This window comes from Actinoplanes sp. NPDC021490 (assembly GCF_055562135.1).
Genome location: NZ_JBVHFW010000023.1, coordinates 13,953 through 32,749, shown reverse-complemented (window position 1 = coordinate 32,749; position 18,797 = coordinate 13,953). Strand labels below are relative to the sequence as shown.

The following is an 18,797-nucleotide window of genomic DNA, read 5'->3' as shown; positions in this document are numbered from 1 at the left end:
CCTCAACGGTAGACCGGTTGATGGAAGACGACCTCGGGACAGCGCGGCAACGGGCCGGGCGCCGCGCGCAAATGCTTGTCCAGCGTCGCGGTGACGTACGCGCGGGTGATCTGCATGCTGCGCGCGCCGGCGAGCGGCTGAATGGGCAGTCCGGCCTGGTCGCCCAACGGCGCGAAGTCGGTGAACGACAGGTGGGTGGTGCCGGTGACCGAGAGCCAGCGCTTCCAGCCGGTCAACTTCGTCCACGTGTCGGTCCAGGTCTCGTCGGCGCCGGGGACGCCGTGCTTCTCGTTGCCGATGAACACAAACGGACGGTCGAGTCCGCGCGCCGGCAGTTCGATCTGCACGGTTCCGTCCAGGTTCACGCCCACGTCGATGCGGCGATCGGCGACCATCGCGGCCGACGCCGCCGAGCCACCCAGCGAGTGGCCGACCAGCGCGATCCGCCCGGAGTCGTAGCCACCGCGCAAAGAGTCGAGAACGAACTGCACATCCCGTACGCGGGAAGCAGTCACCCGCGGACCGTCGGCCTTCTCGCAGATCAGGCACTCGGCGATGCGACCGTCGGGAAAGGTCACCGCGGCCGACTCGTAAGTGTGGTCGATGCCCGCGACCACATAGCCGCGGCTGGCCAGATCCTCGGCCAGGCCGGTCAGCGACGAACGGGGCAGGGTGAAGCCGGGCGACAACACGACCAGAGGCCGGCGGTTCTGATGCGCAAGTGGATGCGCGTTCGTGCGCGAATGAGTGACCGTGGTGCTCAGGATCTCGGGCGGAACGCCGGTCACGCGCTGACGTTCGAGGATGAGCGCGGACTCCTCGGGCGTCACATATTGCGCGGTGCGGCCAGATTCGCGCATCGCCGGATACCAAATGGACACCATGAGCTCGCGGCGACGTTCCGGCACCCACGGGTCGGCGCGGGCCCAGTCGACGAGGTGCCGGTTGACGACACCGACCGCGTACGGGCCGGTCGGCGCGGGCAGCTCCAGGGTCGCGGCCGGCGCCACCAGCAGGGACGCCGCGGTGACGGCAACGGTGAGGACGCTCATGTCTTCACCCTGGCGGACGGCCCGCCCGGACACATCCAGGACCGCCCCTAAGGCCCCGGACGTGCCGGCCGTCAAAGTGGGCGGTCAGGGCAGGGCGAAGTACACGCTGCCCAACGTCCGGGTCGGCGTCGAGCCGAGTGCGGGCGGTCTGTGTCGTTCGATTCAAGGCGCCCGGATGATCGGAACGCCGAGCCCGTCGATGTCGCGATCGTCCGTGATCACGCCGCTCACCTCGTTCAGCGGCATCACCACGTACGGGGAAGCGGCGTTGATCTTTTCCGCACTGGCCATCACGTACGTTTCGGCGGCCCGGCTCGCCAGCGTTCGTTTCATCGCCGCCTCGTCGGGGTCGCCGGTGGTCAGGCCCGCTTTTCGATGTACGCCGGTGACGCCGAGGAGGAACAGGTCGGCGTGCACGCTCTGCGCGGCCTCGGCCGTGATCGCGCCGCAGGTCACCGCCGAGTGCTTGAACAGGCGGCCGCCGAGCACGATCACGTCGACGGACGGATGGTCGACCAGCGCGGCGGCGATCGTGACGCTGTGGGTGACGATCGTGGCCTCCAGGTCGGGCGGCAGCGCGTTGACCACGGCCAGGGCGGTCGTTCCGCCGTCGAGCAGCACGGTCGCGCCGGGCTGGATGAGCGCGGCGGCCGCGGCGGCGACCCGGCGCTTGCTGTCGGGCGAGACCTGTTTGCGCGCGGCATAGTCGGCGGCCGCCGGTGCTGCGGGCAGCGCACCGCCGTACACCCGCTGCAGCAGACCGGCGGCGGCCAGATCGCGCAGGTCGCGGCGGATGTTGTCCTCGGCGAGGCCCAGTTCGAAGGCGATGTCGGTGACCACGAGCTTGCCCTCGGCCCGCAACCGCTCGAGCAGGAAGTCGCGGCGCTCGGCCGGCAGCATTACGTGTTTCTCCTCATTCTTGTCGACTGTTGCGTGTTCTCGGGTTAGCGTACCGGCCATGACCGACCTCGGCACCCCCGGCATCGACCTTCCCGACCACCGCGGCCGCACCCGCCTCGACGAGGCCGGCCGCGATCTCACCGGCAACCCCGACGTGATGATCCGCGACGTGGAGCTGCTGGCCGCGGCGTGGCACGTCCTTCGCCGTACGACGTACGACTATCGCCGCCGCGACGGCAGCTGGACCAGGGAGCAGCGCGAGACGTACGACCGCGGCGACGGCGCGACGATCCTGCTGTACGACCTGGCGCGCCGCACGGTGCTGCTGACCAAGCAATTTCGCTATCCCGCCTACGTCAACGGGCACCCCGACGGCATGCTCGTCGAGACGGCAGCCGGACTGCTGGACGACGACGATCCGGCCAGCGCGATCCGGCGCGAGACCGCGGAAGAACTGGGCATCACGGTCGGCGAACTGCAGCACGTGTTCGGCGTGTGGATGAGCCCCGGTTCGGTCACCGAGCGCCTGCACTTCTACGCCGCGCCCTACACCGCGGCCGACCGAACCGGCCCGGGCGGCGGAGTGGCCGACGACGGCGAGGACATCGAGGCCGTCGAGTTCGACTTCGACGACGCCCTGAACGCCATTTCCGACGGCCGCATCGCCGACGCGAAGACCGTCATGCTGCTGCAGTGGGCCGCCCTGAACGGACCGTTCGCTCCTCGCGCCGGTAGAGGGTCCCTCTGATATGTATTGATTGGGATGATTGCATGGGTCGTCTCCGCTGACATGCTCGCGAGCACGCCGCCACCTCATTCGATGGCGGTCCCCGAGCCCCACGGAGGACCTTCGTGCGAGCACCCCTCGTCCTCGGCGTGGCCGCGCTGGCGTTAGGCCTGGTCACCGCACCGGCCAACGCCCGATCGACCGACGCCGCCGTCCTGGCCGCCCCGAACATTTCCGTCGCCAACGTCAAGGCGCATCTGACGCAGTTGCAGAACATCGCCACGGCCAACGGCGGCAACCGCGCGCACGGCCGGCCCGGTTATCTGGCCTCGGTCACGTACGTGAAGAACCTGCTCGACGCGGCCGGCTTCACGACCCGCCAGCAGTCGTTCACGTACAACGGCGCCACCGGCTACAACCTGATCGCCGACTGGCCGGGCGGCGACACCGCGGACACCCTGATGGTCGGCGCGCACCTCGACAGCGTCACGGCCGGTCCGGGCATCAACGACAACGGGTCCGGCTCGGCCGCGAACCTCGAAGTCGCGCTGACCGTCGCACGCACCGGTTTCCAGCCCGACCGGCACCTGCGCTTCGGTTGGTGGGGTGCCGAGGAGCTGGGCCTGCGCGGCTCGACCGCGTACGTCAATTCGCTCACGACCGCGCAGAAACGTGAAATCACCGGGTACCTCAACTTCGACATGGTCGGATCACCCAACCCCGGCTATTTCCTGTACGACGGGGACAACTCCGACGGCACGGGTTCGGGTCCCGGCCCGGCCGGTTCCGCGCAGATCGAGCAGACGCTGGCCGACTACTTCACGTCGATCGGCGTGCCCACGCGCGGCACGGACTTCGACGGCCGCAGCGACTACGGCCCGTTCATCGCGAACGGCATCCCGGCCGGCGGCATCTTCACCGGCGCCGAGGGCCGCAAAACAGCCGCGCAGGTGCAGCTGTGGGGTGGCACGGCCACGACGTTCGACCCCTGCTACCACGCATCATGCGACACCATCTCGAACATCAACGACACCGCGCTCGACCGTAATTCGGACGCCATCGCGTACTCGGTCTGGACGCTGGCCGACGGCGGCACCACTCCCCCGCCGACCGGCACGACGGTGTGGTCCGACGACTTCGAGACGGCGACCGGCTGGACGGCGGGCACGTCCGACACCGCCACCTCGGGCCGGTTCGAGCGCGGCGACCCGGCCGCGACCACCTCGGGCATCGCGACCCAGCTCGGCAACGCCGCGGGCGGCACGTACGACCTGGTCACCGGGGCGACCGCGGGTGCCAGCGCCGGCGCCAACGACGTGGACGGCGGCACCACAACGCTCGTCTCCCCGTCGATCACGCTGCCGTCGGGCACATTGACGCTGGGCTTCAACTGGTACCTGTCGCACCTGAACAACGCCAGCAGCGCCGACTACTTCCGCATCCGGGTGATCTCCGGCAGCACCACGACCACGGTGTTCACCCAGGCCGGCGCCGCCTCCGACCGGGCCGCCGCGTGGGCCACCGGTTCGGTCAACCTGTCGTCGTTCGCCGGCCAGACGATCCGCCTGAGCGTGGAGGCCGCCGACCTGTCGACCGCCTCGCTCGTGGAGGCGGCCGTCGACAACGTCAAAATCACCAAGGCTTGACCCGTACGCGGGTGACGGCCCACGCCGTCACCCGCGTTCCCAACGCCGTGCCCTTACTTCGCCGCGCGCCCTCACTTCGCCGCGCGACCCGAACCCGCATACCGACGCCACTCATGCTCGAACGCGCACCACGCCACATGCACCCGCGCACTATTCGCTCATGCACTCGGCACCTCGACGGCATCGCTTGGGATTTCAGGCCATGGTCGCCAGGTAGCCGACTCCGCCGCCCGCGAGCAGCAGGCCCAGCGCCGCGAACCAAACGATTATCTGGGTGCCGAGCCGGATGCTGTCGCGGCGCGCGGCGATCACTTGATCGCGGCTGTCGGCCGAGAAAACGGTCAGTCCCGCGCGGCTCTTCTTGAGCGTTCCGTCGCCGAGCCGGCCAAGAGCGAACACTCGCGTGCCGCGCGGCACCCGGGTCTCGGTGAGCGTGAGCCGTTCGTTCTTGCGCACATCGTCAACGATTGCGCGCGACACGACCGACGGCAGTGTCCGGGGAGCTGAGCGTTTGTGCACGATCGTGGTCACCACGGGCACACCGTGCTCGGTGACGTACGGGGAGCCGAAAATCGCCGGATCGACTGGAACACGTCCACTGTGGTCGGCGAGCGTGAACCCGTCCGGCGATGAGAAGTCGATCAGCACGTCGTAGTCGGGTCCGTCCCCGCCCGAGTAGTGCCGGGTGGGCTCGCGGATGAGGCGTACGTGGAACCAGGTGCAGTCCTCACCGCTGACTGGCGCGAATTGCCGACCGGCCGGGCCGTATTCCGTTTGGCCCTCGATCGCAACACGGCCGCCCCGCCGGGTCGCGGCCGGCACCACCGCCAGGCGCCGCATGGTCCGCAGCGCCTGCAGATCGCCGAGGTTCAACAGCAGAAAGATGCCGGAGCCGCCGAGCAGCAGGCCCCCCAAGCAGTACGCCACAGTCGCGACGACCATCACGCCGTCAAGGTAGGGCATGCGTTCCAGGGCCCGCGTGGCGGCGCGGACCCTCGTACGACCGGTCAGCCGCCGATCTTGCCGGCGGCGAACTCGGCGCCGCGCCCCACAGTGCCGTTCCGGTTGTAGGCCAGGTGCGCCGCGAAGTTGTTTCCACCGCCGCAGACCGGGTCGCCCGTGTTGCAGAACTCGACCGCTTTCGCCGCGAATGCCGGCGCGGCCTGCGCGATCGTCTGCCGCCGGATGCCCAGCGGATTGCCGTAAACCACAACGGCCGCCACGCGCGCCCGCAATTCAGCCGGGATGGCCTTGCCCTGGGTGCCGACGCCGCGGATGCCGATGGCGATGTCGGTGACCGTCGCGCCCTGCGAATAACCGCCGATCACGAACTGCGTCTCCGGGCAGCTCTGCGCGACCTGCTCAATGTGCTCGGTCATGTTGGTCGCCCCCGGCCCAGCGCTGCGCTGGTTGGACGCGGCGTCATAAACCACGGCGAACGAGCCCACCGTACGTCCCTGGAGCTCGGCGGCCAGGGCCTGAGCCAGCGGCCGGCCGACAATCCCGAGACCTTGCGGCTCCCCGGTGCCACGCGCGAACACCAGCTCCACATCCGAACACCCAGCCGCGTTGCCGCCACCGGCCTGCCCGCCACCGTTCTGCCCACCGCCGGCCTGCCCGCCGCCGTTCTGCCCACCGTTCTGCCCGAACCGATCACGAAGCCGCTGCAAGAACGACCCCCCACCGGCCGCCGAACTGCTGGCCGCAGTTCCCGTTCCCGTCCCCGCAAATGCCTGCGGCGTCACGACTGCGCCCGCCACCACCACAGCGGCGCTGACCCCAACCAACACAAGGCGCCGCGACCTGCCACCCGCGGCCTTCCTCGCCCCCACACGTCGTTTCGGCATTCCCACCATCCCCTTAGCTCGTACCGGCTTTGCATAAACCGGTACGGCGGCGAAGGCAGCCCGGGTTGTGGCACTGACAGTGCGAATTCCAGCGCGGCCCACCGCGACAACGTTTTCCCAGGCCAGAGCGCTGAGACGGCCATCTCAGGATCCCGCCGCCACCACGAAGGAGACACCGGACACGCGACACGCAAGCCCCGAAATCATCACAAGAACGAACCGCCGAACAGCCGTAGCACCAACCGAACGAGGCGCCAAGAACGACGCGCCACAACGCCACAGCCCAACACGGGACGCGTCGAGGCGGCGCGGCACGGTTGCGCGGGGTGGCACGGTTGCGGGGGGCGGCGCGGCGCGGCACATATGTCGTCAGCGAGCGCGCTGCTCACGCAAGCTAACGGCGCAAGAGATAGGGCATGCCTTTACTGCGACCGGATGAGCGTTCGGTCGTGCGCCTGAGTTCGCGGGGGCTGAATTACTGACCTCTGCGCCCGTCGATGCATTCGCGAAGTAGGTCGGCGTGGCCCAGGTGGCGGGCGTACTCCTCGATCATATGGACCAGGACTTCGCGCAGCTCCACATTGTCCTGCCCTCGGGCATCCAGATCCGTTTGGGCTACGTAGTCGTCGGCGGCGTCGCACTGGCGCTGCCATTCCGTGAAGGCCGCGTCGACCTCGACGTCCGTAGGTGTCGGGAGAGTGAATTCTTCGCTGTGCAGACCGTTGGGGCGGAACGGCCGAGGGCCGCTGTCGCCTTGCATTACGCGCTGGAACCACCCGTGCTCGACTGCGGCCATGTGCCGCACCAGTCCGAGCAGTGTCAACTCCGACGGAGGCACCGCAGGCCTCGCGAGTTGCTCCGGCGTGAGTCCTGCGCATTTGAGCTGCAGCGTTGCCGCTGGGAGCGCAGGTACCCGATCAGCACGTCTCTCTCGCCGTGGATCTCACCTTGGTCCCGCGGGTCGCCCTCGGGCGAAACGAACATGTTCTGCCAGCCGAAACCTTTGCCCGACCACTGGTCACTCATGATCCAAGGTTGTCAGCCATCTAGGAAGAGACGCAACGCGATACGCCAAGGCGATCGCCCCGGCTCGCGGCGCTGCCAACGTGGTGCCGGAAGTCGCGAGCGTCTCGCGCCCAATCTCGCGAACGAAACCAGCTTGGGCTACAGCAATGTGAATACAAAGAAGCGGCGGTGTGGGCCGGGATCGCCCCCACACCGCCGCCGTCTTGAGTGTTGCTACTTCTTGGATGCGGGGGCCGCGCCCTCGTTGCCCGCGCCGGCCTCCTCGCCTGCGCCGGCCTCTTCGCCCGCTCCGGCTTCTTCGCCGGCACCGGCCTCTTCGCCGCCCTGGCCGGCTTCCTCACCGGCGCCCGCGTCTTCGCCCTGGCCCGCGTCGCCGCCGGCGCCGGCCACTACGGCCTTCGCGTCGGCCAGCGCCAGGCAGGACTGCAGCAGGCTCTGCTGGGCTGACGTCACGGCACGAGCGGCGGCGTCGGCCGCTGCGCCGCCGGCACCGGCGTCCTGGCCCTGACCGGCCTCTTCGCCAGCGCCAGCCTCTTCGCCTGCTCCGGCCTCTTCACCGGCACCGGCCTCGCCCGCGCCGGCTTCTTCGCCCGCTCCGGCCTTCTCGCCCTTACCGGCCGCGCCGGCCTTGCCCGCGGCGCCGGCCTTGCCCGCCTTGGCCGCGCGGACCTTCAGGGTCTTGACCCACTTCTTGGCCTGGGCCTTGTTCTGGGCCTTGGCCGCGGGGGAACCGGGCGCGGCTTCCTCGCCCGCGCCCGCCTCGTTGCCGGCACCGGCCTCTTCGCCGGCGCCGCCCTCGGCTGCCGCCGCGTCGGCCGCGAACGTGTCGCACGCCGCCTCGAGCGCTGCCGCCGATGCGGCCGCCGCGTCGCCGGGGGCCTGCTGCTCGACCGGTGCGATCTCCTCGCCGTCACAGACCACGGCGCCCGCGTTGACCTGGACGTCCGCGCAGTTTGCGACGTCGAACTGCTGACCGTCGACGGTCACCAGCTCGACGGCCTTGGTCTCGGTGCTGGCGTTGGCCAGCTGAACCCCGGTCACGCCCAAGGCCACGACCACGCCGGCCACAGCGATCGCGCCGATCGTCTTCCGCCGGTTTCCCTCGTTGGGACGTCGGTACTTGCGGGACCTCATGGCCACTCCTCGTCGTTGGACGTCGATGTCACCGGTGCTGCGGGCCAGTACGGGTCCCGACCGCCGCCCGGTTCAACCGACCTCCGGCCGTCAGCCCCAAATCGACGCCGTCACAACGGCAAAACACCAGGTCACAGCCCCTGCTAGAAAATCTTGAAAATTAGCTGGTAATCCACCGATCCGGACGAGTCAGGCGGAGGCCAAGCCGGAGGCTGGAGCCGGAGACTGGAGCCGGGCCGCAGGGTTCCGGCCGGGGGCCGGGTTCCGGCCGCTGGGGCCGTGGGCGGGGCCAAGCTGGAGGCTGCCGCCGGGCCGCGGGGTAGCGGCCGGGGGGCCGTGGGCGGGGCCAAGCTGGAGGCTGCCGCCGGGCCGCGGGGTAGCGGCCGGGGGGCCGTGGCGTGGACGGGACCGTCGGCAGAGGCGGGGGCGCGGGCCACGGCGGGGCCGTCGGCGGGGCCGTGGGGCGTGGACGGGACCGTGGGCCGTGGGCCGTGGGCCGTGGGCCGTGGGCCGTGGGCCGTGGGCCGTGGGCCGTGGGCCGTGGGCCGTGGGCCGTGGGCCGTGAGCCGTGAGCCGTGAGCCGTGAGCCGTGGGCCGTGGGCCGTGGGCCGTGGGCCGTGAGCGAGGGCCAAGCTGGAGGCTGCCGCCGGGCCGCAGGGTGTGGCCGGGGCCCGTGGCGTGGGCGGGGCCGTCGGCGGTGGCGGGGCCGCGGGGCTGTAGCGGGGCCGCGGGCGTGGGCGGGGGCCGTCGGCGGGGGCCGTCGGCGTGGGCGGGGCCGTGGGCGGGACAGCACGCCGTGCTGCGCGAAGCGCAGAGAACGACCGAAGACGCAGAGCGAATGGCGACTCAGACGCGGCACGAAGCCCGGCTTCGAACCAAGCAGTCCGCGCGGAGGATCGGGACCCAATCCGGCCGGGATCGAAAGCAAAACCAGCCAAGTCGCGAAGTGGATTCACGAAAAGGCGGAGCACAGCCGGAATGGGTAGGCCGAACGGGCAGGAATGGCGGCCGGCAGGCGTACGGGAAATGGCTGAACAACGCGAACGGGCTCACCGAAAGGGAGATGGCCGCGATCCGGAAAGCGGGAGACCATGAGTGCGCCAGTCCACAGTGGTGGCGGTGGAAAACGTTGCGTGACAACGGTTCCCGGGGTTGCCGTGGGGGAAACACGACGGCCCGGAAGGGAAACACCACTGGGCGGAAATGGCATTATCGGCGCCGATCTGGGGGCGGCGCCGATGAATGGCGGTGAACGCGGGCCGGTGGCGGCCGGCCCGCGTTTACCCGATCTAAGACGCCCGAACTCGGACGCCCGGACTAGGAAGCAGGGCGCAGTGTGGCCCAGCCCTCGTCGCGGGCGCGGGCTGCGGCCAGCAGGCCCCCCACAGCGGCGGCGTTGGTGATTTCGCCGCGGAAGACCATCGCCACGGCCTCGTCCAGGTCGGTCCAGACGACTTCGAGGTCGGCTTCCTCGTCGGTGCGCTCGAAACGCGAGTCGTCGGGCACCGGGGCCAGGTCGCGCGCCAGGAAGATGCGGATCGTCTCGTCGGAGAAGCCGGGCGACGTGAACAGGTCGATCAGCAGGTGGAACTGGCCGGCTCGCAGGTCGGCCTCCTCGGCGAGTTCGCGCGCCGCGGTGACGGCCAGGGCCTCGCCCTCGACGTCGCGCAGCCCGGCCGGCAGCTCCCACAGGCGCTGCCCGACCGCGTGGCGGTACTGGCGGATCAGGACGACCCGGCCGACGTCGTCGAGCGCGACCACGCCGACCGCGCCCTTGTTCTTGACGACGTCGCGGTGGGCGGTGCCGCCGGACGACATCGTCACCTCGTCGGTGAAGACCGTGAAGATCGGGCCCTCGTAGCGGGTGACGGTCGACTTTACCGAGTGCGTGAAGCTCACGACGCGTCCACCGGCAGCTCGTCCGCCGCCGCGTACTCGATGGCGGCCTTGGCCAGGCCGTCGAAGAGCGGGTGGGGACGGGTGGGCCGGCTCTTGAGCTCGGGGTGGGCCTGGGTCGCCACGAAGTACGGGTGCACCGACCGGTCGAGCTCGATGAACTCGACGAGCCGCCCGTCCGGCGAGGTGCCCGAGAAGACCAGGCCGGCGTCGGCCAGCTTGGCCCGGTAGTCGTTGTTGACCTCGTAGCGGTGGCGGTGACGCTCGGAGATGTCGGTCGAGCCGTACACCTCGGCCACGATCGAGCCTTCCTGCAGCTCGGCCGGGTAGGCGCCGAGCCGCATGGTGCCGCCGAGGTCGCCCTTGCCGGCCACGATGTCTTCCTGGTCGGCCATCGTCGAGATCACCGGGTACGGCGCCCGCTCGTCGAACTCGAGCGAGTTGGCCCCGGCCATCCCGGCCAGGTGGCGTGCGGCGTCGATGGTCATGCACTGCAGGCCGAGGCAGATGCCGAGAATGGGGATCTGGTTCTCCCGGGCGTACCGGGAAGTGTTGATTTTGCCCTCGATGCCGCGGACGCCGAACCCGCCCGGAATGACGATGCCGTCGACGCCCTTGAGGGCCGCCGCCGCGCCCGCCGTGGTCTCGCAGTCGTCGCTGGGCACCCACCGCAGCTGCACCTTGACGTTGTTGGCGAAGCCGGCGGCCCGGATGGCCTCGCTGACCGACAGGTACGCGTCGGGCAGGTCGACGTATTTGCCGACGAGCGCGATGGTGATGGTCCGCTTAGGGTGGTGCACCCGGTGCAGCAGATCGTCCCACTGTGTCCAGTTGACATCCCGGAACGACAGGCCCAGACGCCGTACGACGTACGCGTCGAGACCTTCGTCGTGCAGCACCTTGGGGATGTCGTAGATGCTGGGCGCGTCGGGCGCCGCCACCACGGCCTCGCGGTCGACGTCGCAGTAGAGCGCCAGCTTGTGCTTGAGCTTCTCGGGGATTTCCCGGTCGCTGCGGCAGACCAGCGCGTCGGGCTGGATGCCGATGTTGCGCAGCGCCGCCACCGAGTGCTGGGTCGGCTTGGTCTTGAGCTCGCCCGAGGGCGCCAGGTAGGGCACCAGCGAGACGTGCAGGTAGAACACGTGGTCGCGGCCGACCTCGTGGCGCACCTGGCGGATCGCCTCGAGGAAGGGCAGCGACTCCATGTCGCCGACCGTGCCGCCGACCTCGGTGATCACGACGTCGGGCCGGCGGCCGGACTCGTCGGGGTCGGCCATCGCGAAGATCCGCGACTTGATCTCGTTGGTGATGTGCGGGATGACCTGGACGGTGTCGCCGAGGTATTCACCGCGCCGCTCCCGGGCGATGACGGCCGAGTAGACCTGGCCGGTCGTGACGTTCGCCTTGCCGGACAGCGACCGGTCGAGGAACCGCTCGTAGTGACCGACGTCGAGGTCGGTTTCGGCGCCGTCCTCGGTGACGAAGACCTCGCCGTGCTGGAACGGGTTCATCGTGCCCGGATCCACGTTCAGGTACGGGTCGAGCTTCTGCATGACGACCCGGAGCCCGCGCGCGGTCAGCAGGTTGCCGAGGCTGGAGGCCGTGAGGCCCTTGCCCAGCGAGGAGGCGACGCCCCCGGTGACGAAGATGTGCCGCGTTTCGCGCACTGTAGAGGCCAAGGCCTTGCTCCCGTGGTCGTCTATTGAACCGACGTCTGTTTAACCGACGTGTTAACCGACGTGCGAACCGGGTCCTGAAGAGCCCCATCCACGGGAGTCCACCGTAACACCTGTGCGGGCGCGGACACGGTTCGGGCTGGTCGAGAAGCGTGTCAGCGAGCGGTCAAAGAGGGATCTTCGCGGGTCAGAGGTCCGCCGGGGCCGTCCGTTTCCCCTTCGGGGCGGGTGCGATCGGCCGCGTGCAGCAGCACCCGCAGCGCGGTCAGCACGGCGGTCGGCACCGCGGTGGCCGCGGCCGCCCCGGCCACGGTCAGCGCCGACCCGTTGAGCACCCCGGCGATCAGCGTCGCCACCGTCACGCCGGCCCCGGCCGCCCGCAGCGCCGGGTGCAGCCCGAAGAGCCGGTTGAGCCCGCCCCACGGCGAGAACTGGCAGAACGCCAGCATCAGCACCCCGGCCACGGCCAGGATCGTCAGCGGGCTGTCCAGCAGGGCCTGCCCGTTGGCGGCGGCGTTGCGTGACATGGCCGGCCCGGCGGTGCCGTTGAGCAGCTCGGTCAGCACCCGGCCGAGGATGCTCTGGTCGGAGGCCGGGCGGCGCACGTCGACCAGCGCGAACGCGATCGTGACGCCGAGGCCGGACAGCGCGGCCCAGGCAAAGCGGGGGAACGTCAGCCAGCCGCCGGTGGTGATGGCCGCGGCCACGCAGACCCCGGCGGTCAGGGCGATCGCGCCGACCGGGTCGGCGCCCAGGTAGGGGCTGCCGACGATCACCACGCCGATGCCGCCGAGCAGCACGACCACGACCGGGCGCCACGGCCTGGTGATCCACTGGCTGAGCGAGCCGGCCAGCACGAGCAGCCCGGCCACGAAGACGCCGAGCCCGACGCCGCCCACCCCGGCATAGCGTCCGCCGTGCACCGCCGAATAGCCCGCCACGCCGTTGAGCTGCAGCTGGGCGCCGGTGAGCAGGTCGAGGCCGACGACGATGGCGGCGATGCCGGCGGTCGCGCCGAGCGGCCACAGCGTGCGGGGGAAGCGGGGGGCGAACCGGATGAACGCGGTGCCGATCGCGATGAAGAGGGCCGTCACGCTGCCGAAGACCCAGGCCGGGTGGGAGTTGCGCCACCACGGGGTGGCGTCGGCGATCAGCGCGGCCGGGATGGCCAGCGCGGCGGCGATCAGCGCCAGCTCGAGCACGGTCACGATGCGCGCCGACGGCAGGGCCGGGCCGCGCGGACCGGCGTGCCGGCGGGCCCGCACCATCACCGGCACGGTCAGCAGGAACAGCAGGATCTGCAGGCCGGCCAGCACGGTGAAGAAGATCTCGGCCACCGCGTTCTGGGCGATCGAGCGGTGGTCGGCGTTGTGCACGCCCAGCATCGCGTCGGCCACGTCGGCCGGCCGGTCCTCGGCCACGGTGATGCTGCGCCCGGCGAACAGCTTTTCGGGCAGCGGCTTGCCCAGCGCGGTCAGCACCGTGGGGGCCAGGTCGATCAGCTGCAGGTAGCCGTCGCGGCCGGTGCCGGCCGAGGTCAGCCGGCCGCCGTTCCAGCCTTCGCCCTCGGCGATCGCCACGTGCAGCCGGTTGGAGCGTTCGGTGTCCGAAACCCCGGCGACGATCAGCAGCGAGCGCTGCGGGCGGGCGGCGAGCACCCGGGCCAGCGTGGCGTCGGCCATCCGCACCCGCTGCCGCCGTTGCTCGCCGTCGCCCGAGACGGTGCCCAGGTCGACGATGCTCAGGTTGCACTCGGACAGCAGGTTGCCGCCGTCGACCGGGAACGCGGGCTGGTATTTGTCGACGCGGCCGAACGGGCGGGCGGCCGCCATCGCCGCGCCCGGCCCGAAGGCGTAGGTGCAGCGCACCGACTCGGCCAGGGCGCCGGGCACCGCCCCGTACGGGAGCCGGTCCTGGTTGTTCTGGACCACCGAGCGCTGTTCGGTGAGGCTCGCGCCGATGTCGTCGGGCCGGGTGAGGGCCGGTTCGGCCGGTTCGCAGACGCTGCCGGTGGTGTGCCGGGGCCAGGCCGCGTAGTTGCCGGCGCCGAGCGTGAGCCACCCGTCGGAGGGGCACGTGACCCGCATCGCCGAGCGCACCGACAGCCAGCCGATCGAGCCCTTGGTCGCCTCCTGCCAGAGGGTGGGCGTGCGCTGCGGGTCGAGGTCGTCCCAGCGCAGTCCGGCCGAGCCGGCCAGGATCACGTAGTCGGCGCTGCCCGGGTTGGTGTCGCTGACCGGCCGGATCGCCAGTCCGGCCAGTCCGGCCACCGCGATCAGCGCGACCATCAGGTAGGGCACCCAGCGGGCGGCCCGGGGGCCGGCGGGCGTGAAGGGTTTGCGGACCCGGCGCAATCGGTCGAAAGCCTTCACGTCAAGAGCCCGTCGCTTCCGCGTACGCGGCCAGGACGTCGGCCACCGTGTCGGCCTCACCGGGCCAGGTCGCCGCCTGTTCGGGCCCGCGGGCGGCGTATTCGGCCCGCAAGGCGGGGTCGGTCAGCATCGCGCGCACCGCGTTGTCGAGGGCGTCCACGTCGTCCGGCGGGATCAGCATGGCCGCGTCGCCGACCAGCCCGGGCAGCCCGCCCACGGCCGTGCTGATCAGCGGCACGCCCGACTCCAGCGCCTCCTGGGCGAACAACTGCCGCGCCTCCCAGTCGCTGGTGATGACCGCCAGGTCGGCCCCGAGCAGCAGGTCGGCCACGTCGTCGCGGCGGCCGAGCAGGTGGAACGGGGCCCGCTTCTGCGACGCCCGCTGGGCCAGGAACATGTAGCTGGGGCCGGAGCCGGCCACCACGACGACCGGGGCCGGGTCGAGGTCGCGCCACCGGGCCGAGGCGTCGACGAGCAGGTCGTAGCGTTTCTGCGGGTGCAGGCGGCCGACCGACAGGATCAGCGGGGTGTGCGGCGGCAGCCGGAACTCGGCGCGCACGGCCGATCGGGTGCGCCGGGGCACGGGCAGGGTGGGCGCGGCGACCGCGCCGAGCCGGGCACGGCGGGCGCCGAGCTCGGTGGCCCGCTCCACCAGATCCTGCGAGGCGCCCAGGGTGAGCGTGGCGCTGCGGGCCACGACCCGTTCGACCAGGGTCGCGGCCTGCCCGCGCAGGCCCTTTCGCGACAGGACGGCGTTGTGCCAGGTCACCACGAGCGGGGCCCCCGAGCGGGCCAGCTGGGCGACGAAGCCGGCGCGGAAGCCGTGGGCGTGCACCACGTCGGGGCGCCGGGCCGACAGGGCGCTGCGCAGCTGGCGTACCGCCCCGGCGTCCTGCGCGCCCGGACTGGCCGGGATCTCGACGGCGACGAACGTCGCGCCGGCGTCGGTGAAGCCGAAAAGCTCGTCGGTGGCGGCCGGGCCGCCCACCATCACGTCGCAGCCGGCCGCGACCAGACCGCGGGCCAGGGAGGCGACGTGCTGGCCGACCCCACCGGTGCTGGAGGCCAGCACCAGAGCCACCGAACCACGCCAGTCGTCGCCCACAAAGATCTCCTTCTCAGGCCGAGCGGCGCCGCAGCCGGCGGGCCAGCGGCGCCAGGTCGTGCCGGGCCAGTGGGTAGACGACACCCAGGAAGACCACCAGCACGGCGAGCCCACCCAATATGCCTTGCACAATGCTGCCGGGAACCTGGGGGGTCGGGCCGAACAGGGCGCCGAGCCCGGCCACGACGCCCCACCCGGCGAGCGCGGCCAGACCGGCCGCGAGCACCGTGACCAGCGTGGTCCGGCCCAGGCCGGCGAGCGCGGCCGGCCCGGCGTGCCGGCGGACGGCGAGCACCAGCAACAGTCCGATGACCGACATGCCGATGCTGTTGGCCAGGCCGAGCCCGAATACCAGGCGGTTCCGCTCCACGTCGGCGAAGCCCACGGTCACGAACGCGAGCGCCGAGCCGGCCGCGACGACCCAGCCCGCAGCGGCCGCGGCCGCTGCGGCGGCCGTCGCGCCGCGGGCGTAGAGCGCCCGCGACAGCAGCGCGAACAGCGCGTAGCCGAGCAGCCCGGGCGCGAAGCCGACGATGCCGGACGAGGCGGGACCGGCGTCGATCAGGAACGCGGCCGGCCCGGCCACCGCGATCAGAGCGGCCGCGCCCAGCCCGGCCAGCAGCATCACCGAGCGGGCGGTGGCCGACAGGGCCTTGCGGTACGCCACCTCGTCGCCCTGGCTGGCGGCGGCCGACAGGCTCGGGTAGACGGCGGTCGCCACCGGCACGGCCAGCACCGCCCAGGGCAGCAAGAAGATCGTCTGTGCCGCGTTGTAGCGGGTGAGATCGCCGTTGTCGCCGGTGGCCAGCGCGATCGCGGTGATCGTCATCAGCTGCTGGGAGCCGACGGTGACGGCGCCCGCCCAGCCCAGCCGCACGGCCTGGCGACCCTCGTCGCCGGGGAACCGCAGGGTCGGCCGCAGCCGCAGGCGCAGCCGCCGCAGCGGGATCAGCAGGCACAGCGCGAGGACGACCACGCCACAGGTGGTGCCGGCCGACAGGATCAGCTCGCCGGTGCGGGTCAGGCCCGCGAAGCCGGTCTGGGCGCCGTCGGCGGCCGCGTACGACAGGTAGGCGCCCATCACGGTGACGCTGGACAGCAGCGGGGCGATGACCGGCCAGGCGAACCGGTGGTGGGCCTGCAGCACACCGGTGAGCACGATCCCCACCCCGTACAGGGGAAGCTGGGGTGCGAAGACCCGCAGCATGCTCGCGGCCGTCTGCTGGTGGGCGGCGGGCACGTCGAACAGGCCGGCGATCGGCCCGGCGAGCAGCGCGACCAGCACGGCCAGGGGCACCAGCAGCACCAGCACCCAGGTGAGCAGCGCCGAGGACACCGCGCTGACCCGGTCGCGGTCGCCCGCCGCGACCGCCCCGGCCAGCAGCGGCACGACCAGACTGGCCAGCGCGCCCCCGGCGACCAGCTCGAAGACGATGTTGGGGATGGTGTTGGCGGCGTTGTAGATGTCGCCCAGGCCGCCGTCGCCGACCGTGTGCAGGAAGACGAAGGTGCGCCCGAACCCGGCGATCCGCGCCAGCACCGTCAGGACGGTGATCAGCGCGGCGGCCCCGGCGATCTTCGCCGCTGGGGCCTGGGTCACGAGCCGCGGCGGCCCAGCTCGTCGACGTAGCGAAGCCACGGCGTGTCCTGAATGACCTTGGTGAAGCTGACCTTTTCGCTGGCCGCGGTCAGCGCGCCCAGCACGGTCAGCGCGGCCAGCCGCCCGGCCGGGCCGCTGCGGGCCACCAGCGCCACGCCGAGCAGCGCGCCCAGCGCGTTGGCCCCCGAGTCGCCCAGCATGATCTCTTCGCCCAGGTCGGCGGGCAGCAGCGCGGCCGAGGCGCCCAGCGTGCCCGCGGCGATCCCGCCGCCGCGGCCCAGCGCCAGCGGCGCGCCGACGATCGCGCCCGCCTTGATGGCGCGGCCCGGGCGCAGGTCGAGCAGGTTGACGAGGTTGGCCATCCCGGCGATGACGCCCGCGCCGAGCAGCACGTCGGCCGCCCGGCCGGCCCGGCTCGGGCGGTCGCTGCCGATCAGCGCGCCGGCCACCAGCCCGGCCGCGCCGACCCCGGCGATCTTGACCAGTCCGCTGGTCACCCGGCCCTCGCGCAGCGCGCCCAGGTGCCCCGCGAAGCCCTTCGCCCACTTCTGCTCGGGGCGGTTGCCGACGATGTCGTCGTAGAGGCCGACCGCGCCCGACACCGCCCCGGCGGTGACCGCGGCGGCGGCGAGCCGGCCGCTGCCCGCGCCGAGCGCGGCGGCCGCGCTCGCGCCCACGGCGAGCGCCGGGCCCCCGGCGAGGGTCACCGTGCGGCCGTGGAAGTTTGTGCGCTCGAGCGCGCCGGCGTGCTGGTCGCGGCGGATCCAGGCGAGCGCGGCCCGGGCGACGGCCGCGCCGGCCCCGAACGAGCGGAGGGTTGCCATGGGTGCGAAGTCTAGAGAGTCGCCGCTACGAGCCGGCCTTGGGCACCAGCGACGCGGCCCCGGCGGCCAGGCCGTAATGGCCGGTCTTGTCGTCGACCACGCGCTCGACGGTCGCCATGGCCGAGGCGACCTGGCCGTCGGCGGTGCTGGCGTTGTCCACCGTGGAGATTCGCTTGACCAGGGTCGGGTCGCCGCGCACGGCCGAGATGACGTTGCCGTCGCCCACGCCGACGCCGGCCACCACCAACCGGCGCTCGTCGCTGAACTGGGTGGCCATGGTGAGCAGCGACTGCGCCTTCTTGGTGGCGTCCTTGTCGACGGCCGGCGCGCCGGTGATCATCACGGTGGCCTCGGCTCCGCCGGTGGCGTCGTCCTCGACCGCGATGTAGCTGGCCTTGGTGTACGCCGTCAGCACGGCGGTCACGTCGCCCGCCGAGGGCTGGGCGACCGGGGCCGCACCGGAGACCGAGGGGCGCTGCAGCAGGGCCAGGGCGAGTTGCGCGCTGGCCGTCTCGACGCCGTCGCTGTTCACCGGCAGCTCGGCCAGGCCGATCGTGGGCTGGGACGACTCGCTGGCCAGGTCGAGCAGTTCGAGCCCGCCCGCGGGGTCGAAGAACTTGTCCTGCACGGTGACCTTGGCCGTGATGGTGGCCCCGGCGATCGTCAGCATCGAGATCACCTTGTCGGCGTACTGGTCGGTGCCGGGCAGCGCCAGCACGGCCAGCTTGCGACCGGCCAGCTTGCCGTTGAGGACCGTCGGCGCGATCTCGGTGGCGAACTCCTGGCTGCGGTTGATCTCCTCGCGGTACTGGTTGATCTCGTCGCGCTTGTTGGACAGGTCCTTGTTGAGCGCGGTGATCTGGCTCTTGAGGTTGTCGGCCACCGGACCGTTGAGCGCGGCGGTGCCCACGACCAGGCCGATGGCCAGAGCCAGGAAGACCGCGGTGAGCGACACCACGTGGTACCGGAAGTTGATCACGACGAAAGCCCCG

At 71.7% G+C, this 18,797-nt stretch carries 14 protein-coding genes and 1 pseudogene; 2 read left to right on the top strand and 13 right to left on the bottom strand.

What is annotated here, in order from left to right; genetic code table 11:
* Nucleotides 1-2: 2 nt before the first annotated feature.
* The gene (locus ACZ3I4_RS42025; RefSeq protein WP_465387730.1) at nucleotides 3-1,052 is read right to left on the bottom strand and encodes an alpha/beta hydrolase family protein; all 1,050 of its coding nucleotides are present in this window, start codon (nucleotides 1,050-1,052) and stop codon (nucleotides 3-5) included.
* A gap of 162 nt (nucleotides 1,053-1,214) precedes the next feature.
* Nucleotides 1,215-1,952: a DeoR/GlpR family DNA-binding transcription regulator gene (locus ACZ3I4_RS42020; RefSeq protein ID WP_465387729.1), complete on the bottom strand. Its 738-nt coding sequence runs from the start codon at nucleotides 1,950-1,952 to the stop codon at nucleotides 1,215-1,217.
* Nucleotides 1,953-2,010: 58 nt separating this feature from the next.
* Between ACZ3I4_RS42020 and ACZ3I4_RS42015 the strand changes: the two genes are divergently transcribed.
* Nucleotides 2,011-2,700: an NUDIX domain-containing protein gene (locus ACZ3I4_RS42015; RefSeq protein ID WP_465387728.1), complete on the top strand. Its 690-nt coding sequence runs from the start codon at nucleotides 2,011-2,013 to the stop codon at nucleotides 2,698-2,700.
* Nucleotides 2,701-2,804: 104 nt separating this feature from the next.
* Nucleotides 2,805-4,325: a M28 family metallopeptidase gene (locus ACZ3I4_RS42010; protein ID WP_465387727.1), complete on the top strand. Its 1,521-nt coding sequence runs from the start codon at nucleotides 2,805-2,807 to the stop codon at nucleotides 4,323-4,325.
* A 195-nt stretch (nucleotides 4,326-4,520) separates the two neighbouring features.
* On the opposite strand, the gene ACZ3I4_RS42005 is transcribed toward ACZ3I4_RS42010, so the two are convergent.
* From ACZ3I4_RS42005 to ACZ3I4_RS41955, 11 genes and pseudogenes are all read right to left on the bottom strand, one after another.
* Complete coding sequence (locus ACZ3I4_RS42005) at nucleotides 4,521-5,270, bottom strand: hypothetical protein (RefSeq protein WP_465387726.1); 750 nt, start codon at nucleotides 5,268-5,270, stop codon at nucleotides 4,521-4,523.
* 62 nt (nucleotides 5,271-5,332) lie between these two features.
* A complete protein-coding gene (locus ACZ3I4_RS42000) occupies nucleotides 5,333-5,875 on the bottom strand; it encodes a cutinase family protein (protein ID WP_465387725.1) in 543 nt (180 codons plus the stop codon).
* 772 nt (nucleotides 5,876-6,647) lie between these two features.
* Nucleotides 6,648-7,198 (bottom strand): annotated as a pseudogene (locus ACZ3I4_RS41995) (DinB family protein).
* A gap of 213 nt (nucleotides 7,199-7,411) precedes the next feature.
* Nucleotides 7,412-8,332, bottom strand: a complete 921-nt coding sequence (locus ACZ3I4_RS41990) for a hypothetical protein (RefSeq protein WP_465387724.1) — start codon at nucleotides 8,330-8,332, stop codon at nucleotides 7,412-7,414.
* A gap of 1,317 nt (nucleotides 8,333-9,649) precedes the next feature.
* Nucleotides 9,650-10,231, bottom strand: coding sequence for an NUDIX domain-containing protein (locus tag ACZ3I4_RS41985; RefSeq protein WP_465387723.1), 582 nt, complete (start codon nucleotides 10,229-10,231; stop codon nucleotides 9,650-9,652).
* Nucleotides 10,228-11,907, bottom strand: coding sequence for a CTP synthase (locus ACZ3I4_RS41980; RefSeq protein ID WP_465387722.1), 1,680 nt, complete (start codon nucleotides 11,905-11,907; stop codon nucleotides 10,228-10,230). Before ACZ3I4_RS41980 ends, ACZ3I4_RS41985 begins: the two co-directional genes overlap by 4 nt.
* 152 nt (nucleotides 11,908-12,059) lie before the next feature.
* A complete protein-coding gene (locus ACZ3I4_RS41975) occupies nucleotides 12,060-14,276 on the bottom strand; it encodes a hypothetical protein (RefSeq protein ID WP_465387721.1) in 2,217 nt (738 codons plus the stop codon).
* A 1-nt stretch (nucleotide 14,277) separates the two neighbouring features.
* On the bottom strand, nucleotides 14,278-15,381 hold the full coding sequence (locus ACZ3I4_RS41970) for a glycosyltransferase family 4 protein (protein ID WP_465387720.1): 1,104 nt from the start codon (nucleotides 15,379-15,381) through the stop codon (nucleotides 14,278-14,280).
* Between the two features lie 13 nt (nucleotides 15,382-15,394).
* The gene (murJ, locus tag ACZ3I4_RS41965) at nucleotides 15,395-16,981 is read right to left on the bottom strand and encodes a murein biosynthesis integral membrane protein MurJ (protein ID WP_465387719.1); all 1,587 of its coding nucleotides are present in this window, start codon (nucleotides 16,979-16,981) and stop codon (nucleotides 15,395-15,397) included.
* Nucleotides 16,978-17,805, bottom strand: a complete 828-nt coding sequence (locus ACZ3I4_RS41960) for a hypothetical protein (protein ID WP_465387718.1) — start codon at nucleotides 17,803-17,805, stop codon at nucleotides 16,978-16,980. The genes murJ and ACZ3I4_RS41960 overlap by 4 nt, the downstream gene beginning before the upstream one ends.
* Before the next feature lie 25 nt (nucleotides 17,806-17,830).
* Nucleotides 17,831-18,784, bottom strand: a complete 954-nt coding sequence (locus ACZ3I4_RS41955) for a copper transporter (protein ID WP_465387717.1) — start codon at nucleotides 18,782-18,784, stop codon at nucleotides 17,831-17,833.
* Nucleotides 18,785-18,797: the final 13 nt, after the last annotated feature.